Raw genomic sequence first — 11,882 nt, forward strand, 5'->3', positions numbered from 1 at the left:
TCATAATTATAATTATAGGATGAATACAGCGTTATACCGTGTTGAATTTTTACCAACAGAACAAAAAATAGTTGATACTACTGAGTTTAACTATGGAAAAAATCTTGAAACGAATTATTATGATCATTTTCTCGAAGTCTATGGTAGTATCATGGATAAAATAAACATCCCTGTTGATTTTTTAGTGTCTGTGAATAATCAAATTTATACTTCAGGTGGAGATTACCTTCAAAATTTAAACGCCTGCATTAAAGGCGATTTTATTGATATTTTTAAACTTACCCAAAATCCACAGCATCTGGGGTTCTATATTCCTTTAGATCTTCTTGATGAATTTCTCCAAAGCTTTGATGAAGAAAACCAGTTCATCTGGTTCGACAATGGAACTATTCTTTGGGAGTATTTCTACGAGAAAGTAAGACAGGAGGAATTCAACCACTTACCCAGCCGGTATGCTTCAACATTCTTTTTTGACACCTTAGAAAATTGCAATTATTTTTTAACAAGCCATCGTGATGGTATTGGTCAAGCAAGAAATGTCGAATTACTAGAAACCGAAAAGGTATTTAAGGGGGACATGAATATTATGGATACTATAAACAATAGTATTTCGAGGGATCAGTTGATGGAGTTAATCCGACAATATTGGAAAGGTGAAAAATCGGGTGATCCAATTATTGAAACTGTTTTTCAAGGCAAATTTCAATTTACCAATTAACAATAGAAATTGTTGTCGGGGAGAGTGAGGTTGGTGTAGGAAAATAAAAAAGAAACAAATACTTATGAATATAATAGAATCAAAGCCAATTGGAAAAATAATATTAAACGAACATACACCCAAGCGAAGTACAAGAATCGAGCATTATCTGATACCCTATTATCAGCGCGGCTATCGGTGGGATGAAGAGAATGTAACTGCTTTGTTGGATGATATATTCAATTTTATGCAGTCAGACGAAAAGAAATATTGTCTGCAACCTATTGTTGTTGTACCAGGAAAAGACCATAATGGAGACAATATTTGGGAAGTGATTGATGGCCAACAACGCTTAACCACTTTGTTTATCATTTTTAAATATCTGAATAAACCCAAATACCAAATCATTTTCGAAAAGCGGGACAAAAGCAATGATTTCCTTGAAAAACTATCAGAAGATCATTACAGCGACGAAAATCCTGATTTTCACTTTATGAGCAAGGCTTATAAAGAAACAAAGAAATGGTTCGAAAAAAAGACGGAAAATGATGTTGGCTTTATCGATGAATTCAATTCTAAATTGACAAAATGGGTTGAAATTATTTGGTATCAGATAGAAGAGTTAGCTGATATAGAAGACGAAAATGAAAGAGAAAACAGGAAGATAGATATTTTTAATCGCCTGAATATTGGCAAGATTCCATTGACAGATGCGGAATTGATCCGTGCTTTGTTGTTATCAAAAATTAAACACGGACTTAGCGATCGGGAAGCGATCTTGCGTCAGTCGGAAATGTCTGCCGAATGGCATAGAATGGAACAGGAGCTGAGAAATGAGGAATTCTGGTACTTTTTAAATAACAGTCCTCTCGAAGAAACTTCCTCTACTATTGAATTTATCTTCAAATTAATTGCAAGCAATTCAGACAAACGTTATTCTACTTACTTATGGTTCGAAAAGGAAATTAAAGCAACTGATCCTTCAGTGGAAAAAATCAAAGCCGAAAACCTTTGGAAAACTACAAAAGAATATTTCGGTAAACTCAAATACTGGTTTAAAGATGATACATTATATCATCATTTGGGATTCAAATTCATTTTTGAAAAAAAACCATTGGAAACTGTTAAGTCGTGTATAGACAATGCCAATGTTAATAAATCTGCATTTAAAAAGTGGGCGATTGAGGAGGTGAAGGAAAAGATCAGAGGAATTAATCTGGATGATATCAATTACGAAAAACATACACACGAACTCAAACAAGTTTTCCTGTTGCATAATATCCTGTCGGTTATGAATGCAGAACAAAACGGATCAAACCGTTTTTCTTTTGAGCAATATAAAAAAGTTGAATTAGATGGTGGTTGGAGCATTGAGCATATACACGCCCAGCAAACTAAAGAAATGAAAGAAGAAAAAGCCATACGCAAATGGCTGGATGAAACTTATAAATCTATTAAGGATATAAAGGAAACTGATTTTGAGGCTGACGCTTTAGCTAATGAATTTGAGAATTCAGTTGAAGTTTTAGCTAATGAAGTAAATGAAATGAGACAATCCCAAAGCATTGATTTTAATGCGTTCAATGAACTAAAACTTCGTGTAATTGAAAAGTTTGACTCAAAGTCTATTCACATTTTAGACAATTTGGCTTTGCTTTCTTTCAAACAAAATTCGTCATTGAATAATGCCATTTTTGCCGTAAAGAGGCGTAAGATTATTGGTTTTGATAAGGAACAGCAATTTATCCCTCCAGCCACTAAAAATGTTTTTCTAAAATATTATAGTGATAATGATTTGCAGCCATTTTTTTGGAGTAAGGCAGATAAAGAGAATTATGTGAATGATATAAAGAAAAAGCTTCATCCATACTTAACCCCTACAACATAATACTATGAATCATAAGTACACATTTCTAGAACTTTGTGAAACCTATAACAAGGTTGAGATTCCAATTATTCAGAGAGATTATGCTCAGGGAAGGGGAACTGATGATGTTAAGCGAATTAGGAAGAATTTTATAGATGATTTTCTGATTCCATCTGTTGTAACAAATAATTCTGTAGAACTTGACTTTGTGTATGGTTCTATCTTAACAGAAATTAAAGATGAGGTAAAGTTAAAAACTTTTATTCCCTTAGATGGTCAGCAACGTCTGACAACTCTATTTCTTTTACACCTTTTTGTGGGAATTAAAGAAGGGAGATTAGGTGAATTAAGACCAATACTTAGCAAATTTGCTTACGAAACTCGTCCGTCAGCTCACGATTTTTGTCGATATCTGATAAACCTGGAAGGAGTCGAAGATATTCGTAAAATAAAAAATGAAATCGAAGATGCAGTTTGGTTTAACAATGAATGGCATAATGACCCTACTGTTGCTGGTATGCTTAAAATACTTGACACATTTGCAAGCAACGAATTGTTAGCTTCCTCTAGTCAAGAGTTTGTTGATAGGTTGCTTGATAAAGAATCTAAATTGATTTCATTTTACTTTACAGATCTGGAGCAATTTGGTCTTACTGAGAGCTTATATATCAGGATGAATGCAAGGGGGAAAATGCTTACTGATTTCGAAAACTTTAAATCAGAATTCTTTAAAATCATCCGCTACAATCATTCAATGCTCGAAGTTGTAAAAGACAAAATTGAATATGAATGGGTTGAGAATTTATGGGACTATAGAACTGATGGAGTATACGTTATTGATGACCCATTTATGAGATACCTGCATTTCATTACGGAAATGTTGTATTATAAAGATGCGCCATTCAGATCTGCTATACCCTATGAATCAGATTTTTTGAATTTCAAAGTTTTAAATAGCATCTATTCAAATGAAGATAATTTGAGGTTTTTAATTTTTTCACTTGATCACATTTCTGCGCTCAAGCAAATAAACTTTGATTTGCTATGGGGAGTAAAGGATAAGCAGATTTCAATAAAAGAAATTTTGAAGGATATTATCGGAGGGAACAAGGATATTGACAAATCAATTATTCTATTTAGTACGTTGAAATATTGCGAAGCCCAAAAGCCCACAGATAATTTAGAGGATTTTGTGCGTGTTGTACGCAACTTGATAGTTAATACGGAAGACAACTCTCGTCGTGAATGGCCAAGATTGATTTCATCTATTCAAACCCTTATAGCCGATGAAAATGTATATCAGTTTTAGCAGAATTAAAAGATGAAAATAGCTTGATAGGTTTCAATGTAAATCAGAGAAAAGAGGAAGGCTTTAAAGCCAAGCTAATTTTAGCTCGACCTGATATAAAAAACACGCTTTTCAAGATAGAAGATCATCCAAATTTTAAAGGAAATGTAGCAAATCTTTTGACCACACCTTTTGTTGATTCAGAAAAGCAATTTACTAAGGAGAGCTTAGAAAACTGTCAATATGATGATGAAAAGGCAAATGTCCTTGTAAAGCTTTTTGAAGCCTATGATGAAATCAGCAAGAATGATTTTAATCCAATTTGGGGGAATTTCTTAAATACGGGATTGTATCGGCTGACCTATGAATCCCGGTTGGTTTATGATGATAATTTTAAAAAGCATCCGGCAATTTTGCTGTTTGCCAAAAAATATTTGGAAAGTAAGTGCACATTGAATGAGTTTATATCTAATATTCAGAAAGAGTTTGTAAATCAAATGAGTGCGGATTATGATGACTTTGGATCAATTCGAAATGCGAAAGAGCAACTCTATCTGTATTACATAATTCACGAGCAAGTTTATCAAAAGACGTTTGAAAGCTTTTTCAGAAATTACAACTTCAATTTTGGATGGTTACCCAAGGAGACTGGTTACAAATCTCATTTTTCAGAGGGAATTGAAGGTTGCAAATACTTTCCCAATCATAATCCAATATTTCAATTGTATAACTCCCAGTTTAGATACAATTCAGGCATTAACGAAGGAAATACCTTAACTATTGAAATAATCGGTGGCGGTAAGAAGCGGGACCCTTTTATTGCAATTCAAGATTGGGCTAACAACTAAAAAGGAAATGATCAACCCCATCAAACGCATTACCCACAAACAGATTCAGCAGTTCAGATTGCATTTGTAATATTGAAGAATCCTAATACACATGAACAAAGAAGATCAAAACATAGAATGGAAAGAATCATGGCGGGATGAATATATCAAATGGATTGCCGGATTTGCCAACGCTAATGGCGGTGTTCTATATATCGGAAAAAATGATTCAGGAAATGCTGTGGGAATTGCCAATGCTGCTAAACTATTGGAAGACATTCCTAATAAAGTTCGTGATGTATTGGGCATACTCGTAGAAGTGAATCTTTTAACGGAAGACAGCAGGGAAATCATTGAGATAAAAGTGGACCCTTATCCTTATCCCATCAATTACAAGGGTGAATATCATTATAGAAGCGGCAGTACTAAACAGGAATTGAAAGGTGTAGCACTAAATAAATTCATTCTTCAAAAATCAGGGAAGCACTGGGACGGTATTCCTATTCCTAACTTATCTGTTGCTGAATTGGATACCAATGCCTTTGAGAATTTTAAAAAGCGGGCCAAGAGATCAAAAAGGGTTAATGAAAACATACTCGATGATACCGTTGAGGTACTTTTGGAAAACTTACATCTGATAGACGATAATCAGTTGAAAAAAGCATGTTCCCTGCTTTTTTATCATAATCCCGAGAAATTCACAACGGGAGCCTACATAAAAATTGGTTTTTTTGAATCGGATTCCGATTTGATCTATCAGGACGAAATACACGGTAATCTTTTTGACCAGGTAGAAAAAACAATGGATTTGTTGCTCACCAAATACATGAGTGCCCAAATTCGCTACGAAGGCCTTGCCCGAATTGAAGAATATCCTTATCCGGAACCGGCCTTGCGCGAAGCCTTGCTCAATGCGGTGGCCCATAAGGATTATGCGAGTGGTATTCCCATACAAATAAGTGTTTATAAAGACAAATTGCAAATTTGGAATGAAGGACATCTTCCTCTGAATTGGACTTTAAAAACTATTTTAATGAAGCATCCTTCCAAGCCGTCTAACCCCGATATTGCCAATACATTTTTCAGGGCCGGTATGATAGAATCCTGGGGACGTGGCATATCGAAAATCATTTCAGAATGTCAAAAAGTAAATTTACCTATACCACAATACGCTACTGACTTTGGAGGCCTGATGATTACTTTCAGTGCTTCAGAAAGTTCGGAGAAAAGTACGGAGAAAAGTACGGAGAAAAGTATGGAGAAAAGTATGGGGAAAAGTATGGGGAAAATAGTGGGACTCATTCAGGAAAACCCTAATATTACCATAGCGGACCTGTCTAAGAAAGTAGGAATCACACCCAATGCAATTGAAAAAAATCTGTCAAAACTAAAGAAACAGGGTAAAATTGAACGTATTGGCCCTGATAAAGGCGGATATTGGAAAATCCTTAACTAAAAGCTTAACTAATGATTAACCCCATAGAACGCATTACCCAAAACCGTATCATCAAGCTTTTCTCCGAAGAGCTCGGCTATACCTATTATGGCAATTGGGAAAAACGAGAACATAACAGCAACGTTGAACAACAGATTTTAAAGCAAAATTTGTTGCGCAGAGGGTACACTGAAACCTTGGCAGATAAAGCGGTGAAAGAAACTTATGATCTGGCTACCACCAATGCGGGTAATCTCTACGAACGCAATAAAAAAATGTATTCGCTCCTGCGCTATGGGGTAAAAGCACGTCCGGAACTGGGTGAACAATTCGATACTATTTTTCCCATCGATTGGCGCCACTTTGAAAAAAATGAGTTTGGTATTGCAGAGGAAGTTACTTTAACCAAAGGAGAAAATAACCGCCGTCCGGATATTGTATTATACATTAACGGTATTGCCGTGGGTGTTTTGGAGTTAAAACGTGGCACCACCGATATTGCAGAAAGCATCAATCAATCGATTTCTAATCAAAAGGTATTGTTTAATGAATGGTTTTATACCACCGTTCAGTTGCTGATGGCAGGCAATAATACCCAGGGCCTGAAATATGGAACAATAGAAACACAAGCCAAGTATTACCTTGCATGGAAAGAAGATGAAGCGGAAAATGAAGGGTATAAGCTGGATAAATACCTGAAGAAACTTTGTCAGAAAGAGCGTTTGATCGATATCGTTTACAATGGGGTTGTCTTTGATGCCGGCATAAAAAAGTTGCCGCGTCCTCACCAGTATTTCGCTTTAAAAGCAGCACAGGATTTTGTGCGAAGAAAAGAGGGTGGTATTCTTTGGCATACCCAAGGCTCAGGCAAATCGCTGATGATGGTAATGCTGGGCAAATGGATTTTAGAAAATGTAGCCAATTCCCGCATTGTGATTTTAACCGACCGCACCGAACTCGACGATCAGATTGAACGGGTATTTAAAGATGTGGGTGAAACCGATGTTGCCAAAACAAGATCAGGCAAAGAACTGATCGCTTTTTTAACTTCATCCCGTCCTCGATTGGTCTGTTCGCTCATTCATAAATTCGGAAACAATTCAGAAACCGATTTTGATTCCTTTATCAAAGAGTTGCAGAACAATCCTTTACAAACGCAAGGAGAGATTTTTGTATTCATCGATGAATGTCACCGCACGCAAAGCGGCAAACTCAATCAGGTGATGAAAGCGGTTTTGCATAACGCTGTTTTTATCGGATTTACCGGAACGCCTTTATTGAAACAGGACAAGAAAACGACGATGGATGTTTTCGGAAGATACATTCACACCTATAAATTCAATGAAGCCGTAGAAGATGGCGTAGTAAAAGATCTGATGTATGAAGGCAGATCCATCGAACAAAACCTTACATCTCAAACCAAGGTAGATCAATGGTTTGAAGCTAAAACAGCGGGGTTAAATGATTTTCAAAAAAACGAACTGAAAAAGAAGTGGGGCACTATGCAAAATGTGCTTAGTTCTAAAAGTCGTATGGAGAAAATCGTGTCGGATATTCTGATGGACTTCTCGGTGAAAGCGCGACTTAAATCCCAAATGGGCAATGCTATTTTGGTGGCTTCCAGTATTTATGAGGCCTGCAAATACTACAACCTGTTTTTAAATACGGAGTTGAAAAACAAATGCGCCATCATCACATCCTACAATCCCAATGCAAGTGATGTTTCCCTGGAAGATACCGGTGCCGATAACGAAACCGACCGACAGTACATTTACAATACGTATACCGAATTATTAAAAAACGTGAGTGTAAAGGCAGGGAAATCGGCTACCGAAACCTACGAGAGCGATGCCAAAGAACAGTTTAGGAAAGAACCCGCAAGGATGAAATTGCTGATTGTAGTTTCTAAGTTATTGACAGGTTTCGATGCACCTCCTTGTTCTTATATCTACATTGATAAAAAGATGCAGGATCATACCTTGTTCCAGGCCATCTGCAGGGTAAACCGATTGGATACCGACGATAAGGATTATGGTTATATCGTTGATTATATGGAGCTGTTTGGCAATGTAACCGATGCGATCAATGTGTACACCTCTGAGTTGGATAGTGAAGGATTTACCAAAGAAGAGGTGGAAGTGCAATTGAAAGACCGGTTGAAAATTGCGATCGATCGACTGCTGACTGCTTTAGAAACGGTAGAAAGCATTTGTGAAAATGTAGCTCCGCCTAAGTCAGATTTGGAATACATCCATTATTTCTGTGGCAATACCGAAAACCCTGATGATCTCAAAGCCAATGAATACAAAAGGATGGCGCTGTACAAAGCCATTGTAGAATACATTCGTGCTTATGCTAATCTGAAAGCGGATTTTGTGAATACTAAATTTACCGATGCCGAAATCAAGCGCTTCCATCAAAAAATGGAGGATTACCTGAATTTGCGTGAAGTGATCAGAAAAGCAAGTGGGGAAACCATTGACTTAAAAGCATACGAAGCAGATATGCGCTTTTTGATTGATACCTACATTAAAGCTGAAGAGTCAGAAACCATTTCGCCTTTTGAGGATATTTCCTTGTTGGACCTAATGGAAAGCGATATCACCAAAGCGATTGATTCTTTGCCCAAAGGCATCAAAGGAAATAAAGAAGCAGTAGCTGAAACCATCGAGAATAACGTAAGGAGCAAAATTGTAGAAGAACATCTGTTGGACCCGAAATATTTCGATCAGATGTCTGTATTGCTTCAGGAACTAATAGAACGTCGTAAAGCCGAAATAATCAATTATCAGGAGTATTTAAAAGAAATGGCTGAATTGATTCGACAGGTGAATCAAGGCAAGAAAGACGATGTGCCAAAAACGATCAATACAAAAGGAAAAGTAGCACTTTATCATACCTTGGATGAGGATGAACCGCTGACTCTGGCTTGTGAAGAAGCGGTACAATACGCCAAACAGGAAGGTTTTAGAGAACATTTGGGCAAACAAAAAATATTAAAAGGTGCCATATACAATGTGGTGAAAGATGTAGATAAGGTGGAAGAAGTTTACAAAGTAATTGAGGCGCATAAAGAAGATTATTAATGAAATCAGAAAGTTTGAAAATTGGAGCTGTGGAGATAGAGGTAACTTTCAAACCTATTAAAAACCTTCATCTCAGTGTCCACCCACCGGAAGGAAGAGTGACCATATCCTCTCCTGAATTTTATAATTTGGAGAAAGTGAAGATATATGCCGCCACCAAACTGGGCTGGATCAAAAAAGAACAGCAAAAGTTTCAGGAACAAAAACGCGAGCAACCGCGATTGTATATCAATCGGGAGAGCCATTTCATTTTCGGTTCCCGCTATTTGCTCTATATAGAGTTAGCATCAAAAAATACCGTCGAAATCAAAGGCAAAAAACTCGTTTTAAATGTAACAGATGCCAATGATTTACAGCTGAAAAAAAACACCCTGTATCGTTTTTACAGAAATCAACTTCGGCAAAAGCTAAATGGCTTTGTTGAATATTATGCACCAATCATGGGTTTGTCCGTTCCTGAATTTAAAATCAGAGCCATGAAAACTAAATGGGGCAGTTGTGCAACCGATACTAAACGTTTATGGTTCAATATAGAATTGGCTAAAAAACCATTAGAAACCATTGAATATATAGTAGTCCACGAAATGGTGCATTTGCTGGAGCGCAACCATAATAAAAACTTCATCCTCCTGATGGATCATTACCTTCCCAATTGGCGAATACAAAAAAAGGTTTTGAATGAGCTGCCTTTGTAGTTTTAATACATTTTCTCCTAAATGAATCTTACTTTATTACCCCGGTTTTGGAGAATTTGGGAGCATAATGAGATTTTGCAATGTTCCCTACCTGTATAAAAAATAAAATACCCTATTGTCCCAAGTATTTAGCACACCATCACTTCCTGGAATAAATAGAATCGAAATCTGCAAACTTTCCTTATTTGTAAAACCTAAACTAATTTGCCACAACTATGATAGCGCAAAACCATTCAATATTCACACAAGGAATCTTAGCATTAAAGCAGCATCATTCAATATTTCCGTAAGGAACCTTGGCCAGTTTCGGCCTTGAGCGGTAAGGTTTGAAGGCAAACTGGACGCAGTTCCGTCGGAAATATTCGGTCTCGCCGACCGTGGAGGCGAAAAATTGCCGAAGGCAGGTGCAATAAAAATCACTGTTAAAATTGATCGTAAGAAAAACGGAGACTGGGAACACTTGTCTTTAAATTTTCAAATTGTCCATTGAGACAATCTTTTTAAAGTCAGATTTTTATTTCAAAATTAGAACATGTTAACTTCTGATGGTCGGCCCCCCAGCTCGCGCGCGTTTGCAACGCGTGCGAAATACTTCACTGAGTTTTTAACTCGATGTTATAACTCCAACAAAGCAAGATCAACCAAGCTTTTCCTCTTCGCATAATCCATCGTTGAACTGAAATAATAATGATACGTTTCTGGCACAGTCAAGGCTTCTACCGGGCTTTGATACACTTTGTCCCTCGCGGGCGCGCGTTTGCAACGCGTGCGAAATGTTTAATTTTTGTTGTATATACTCATAGGCAACAAGCTCTTTTGCCATTTTTCCATCGTTCCAAAAGCAACCAAATTCCAAAACAAAGGAGCATCTACATACATTTTCATTGCTTTTATGTACAAAAAACGCCATCTTCTTCCAAAGACAGCGTTTCAATCAAAACCTTTTCATTGGTGAGTAACGTATTTATTATGATGAAACTCCAATCAATTTCAATGCATTAAACGAAAAACTGTTTAACGGGTAATATTGACCATTTACTTCCTGGAAAAACTCAATGCCAAGAATTTGCACCAACGGTAAATCACTAACGTTTGTTAAGGTAACAGTAAGGATTTGAGCAGCAGCAATCGGATTGGTCAAGGATAAAAAGGCACTGCGGGTGCTTTGTACTTCAGAACTCAGGTTGTCGAAATTCGGTGCTATACCTGCCATCACCAGTTGGAAATGGGTGGCACCGGAGGGCGAAACCAGATCTGAGATCGGGTTAAATTCCTGGATTTCAACGGTTAGTACACCAGTAGCGCGATCAATCGAAGTGTCGTAAGCCACGTATATAGTGGTACCCAACTGGCAATCTTCGTTAAATTCAAAACCTTGCAGAAAACCCAACTCTCCATTTTTTATGGTGCGCTGTCCTCGCGTATTAATGTTGTCGGTTTTAATGATGCGCAGCAACAGTGTCACCAACCGGGTATGCAGGTTTCTGGTATTGTAAGGTTGCAATAATGAACCTAAGCTTTGGCGGATCAATTTTGAAGCCTTTCCTGCTCGCCCGAATTCACTATTATTTTCACGGGTACGTGCATAAGAAGGATCACGTGCTATCCGATTACCAGAAACCCCACCCTTACGGCGCGCGCAATAAATTCCATTGCGCTTATAGAAAGAAATATCCTCGATAGTTCCTTCTAGTTTAATCAGTCCATGTTGTTTTGTCATGTGTAGATTTTTTTAAGTTTTATTTACTTTCAGCCCTCAGCACTTCGCCAGAGCTTATTCAAATATGGCTCACCAATAATCAATTGTCAATCAGTCCGTTCGCATTGCACCAAAATGGTTCATTTAGCATGTTAAGCGGTTATTTGAGTGTCTCGTCCTATTATAACTATACATCAAAAAAAGATGTATGGAAAAAAAGTTAGAACAAGACCAGTATTTAATTAGATTGCACAAGAAGAGTCGTTACGACAAGCGGCTGATTGTAAA

At 37.1% G+C, this 11,882-nt stretch carries 8 protein-coding genes; 7 read left to right on the forward strand and 1 reads right to left on the reverse strand.

Features of this window, described 5'->3' with window-relative positions:
- Nucleotides 1-19: 19 nt before the first annotated feature.
- The 7 genes from C3K47_RS10535 to C3K47_RS10560 all read left to right on the forward strand — a co-directional run bounded on the left by C3K47_RS10535 (nt 20) and on the right by C3K47_RS10560 (nt 9,895).
- Nucleotides 20-718 carry a DUF2441 domain-containing protein gene (locus C3K47_RS10535; protein WP_103789084.1) on the forward strand — a complete coding sequence of 233 codons (699 nt, stop codon included), beginning with the start codon at nt 20-22 and terminating at the stop codon, nt 716-718.
- A 64-nt stretch (nt 719-782) separates the two neighbouring features.
- Nucleotides 783-2,585: a DUF262 domain-containing protein gene (locus C3K47_RS10540; RefSeq protein ID WP_103789085.1), complete on the forward strand. Its 1,803-nt coding sequence runs from the start codon at nt 783-785 to the stop codon at nt 2,583-2,585.
- A gap of 4 nt (nt 2,586-2,589) precedes the next feature.
- Nucleotides 2,590-3,873 carry a GmrSD restriction endonuclease domain-containing protein gene (locus C3K47_RS19520; protein ID WP_165784673.1) on the forward strand — a complete coding sequence of 428 codons (1,284 nt, stop codon included), beginning with the start codon at nt 2,590-2,592 and terminating at the stop codon, nt 3,871-3,873.
- A 23-nt stretch (nt 3,874-3,896) separates the two neighbouring features.
- Nucleotides 3,897-4,700 (forward strand): hypothetical protein, encoded by an 804-nt coding sequence (locus C3K47_RS19525; RefSeq protein ID WP_165784674.1) that lies wholly within the window; start codon nt 3,897-3,899, stop codon nt 4,698-4,700.
- A 91-nt stretch (nt 4,701-4,791) separates the two neighbouring features.
- Entirely contained in the window at nt 4,792-6,135 is a 1,344-nt protein-coding gene (locus C3K47_RS10550; protein ID WP_103789086.1) for an ATP-binding protein, read from the forward strand.
- 11 nt (nt 6,136-6,146) lie between these two features.
- Nucleotides 6,147-9,200, forward strand: coding sequence for a type I restriction endonuclease subunit R (locus C3K47_RS10555; RefSeq protein WP_103789087.1), 3,054 nt, complete (start codon nt 6,147-6,149; stop codon nt 9,198-9,200).
- Nucleotides 9,200-9,895 carry a M48 family metallopeptidase gene (locus C3K47_RS10560; RefSeq protein ID WP_103789088.1) on the forward strand — a complete coding sequence of 232 codons (696 nt, stop codon included), beginning with the start codon at nt 9,200-9,202 and terminating at the stop codon, nt 9,893-9,895. Before C3K47_RS10555 ends, C3K47_RS10560 begins: the two co-directional genes overlap by 1 nt.
- 967 nt (nt 9,896-10,862) lie before the next feature.
- On the opposite strand, the gene C3K47_RS10570 is transcribed toward C3K47_RS10560, so the two are convergent.
- Nucleotides 10,863-11,615, reverse strand: coding sequence for a hypothetical protein (locus tag C3K47_RS10570; RefSeq protein ID WP_103789090.1), 753 nt, complete (start codon nt 11,613-11,615; stop codon nt 10,863-10,865).
- Nucleotides 11,616-11,882 lie beyond the last annotated feature (267 nt).

The sequence above is a fragment of the Solitalea longa genome, assembly GCF_002920915.1.
GTDB classification, from domain to species: Bacteria; Bacteroidota; Bacteroidia; order Sphingobacteriales; family Sphingobacteriaceae; genus Solitalea; species Solitalea longa.

Excerpts from the sequence above, each read along its gene's own strand:
- C3K47_RS10570 (WP_103789090.1), bottom strand. The coding sequence starts at position 11,615 with ATGACAAAACAACATGGACTGATTAAACTAGAAGGAACTATCGAGGAT.
- C3K47_RS10540 (WP_103789085.1), top strand. The coding sequence starts at position 783 with ATGAATATAATAGAATCAAAGCCAATTGGAAAAATAATATTAAACGAA.
- C3K47_RS19520 (WP_165784673.1), top strand. The coding sequence starts at position 2,590 with ATGAATCATAAGTACACATTTCTAGAACTTTGTGAAACCTATAACAAG.
- C3K47_RS10560 (WP_103789088.1), top strand. The coding sequence starts at position 9,200 with ATGAAATCAGAAAGTTTGAAAATTGGAGCTGTGGAGATAGAGGTAACT.
- C3K47_RS10550 (WP_103789086.1), top strand. The coding sequence starts at position 4,792 with ATGAACAAAGAAGATCAAAACATAGAATGGAAAGAATCATGGCGGGAT.
- C3K47_RS10535 (WP_103789084.1), top strand. The coding sequence starts at position 20 with ATGAATACAGCGTTATACCGTGTTGAATTTTTACCAACAGAACAAAAA.
- C3K47_RS10555 (WP_103789087.1), top strand. The coding sequence starts at position 6,147 with ATGATTAACCCCATAGAACGCATTACCCAAAACCGTATCATCAAGCTT.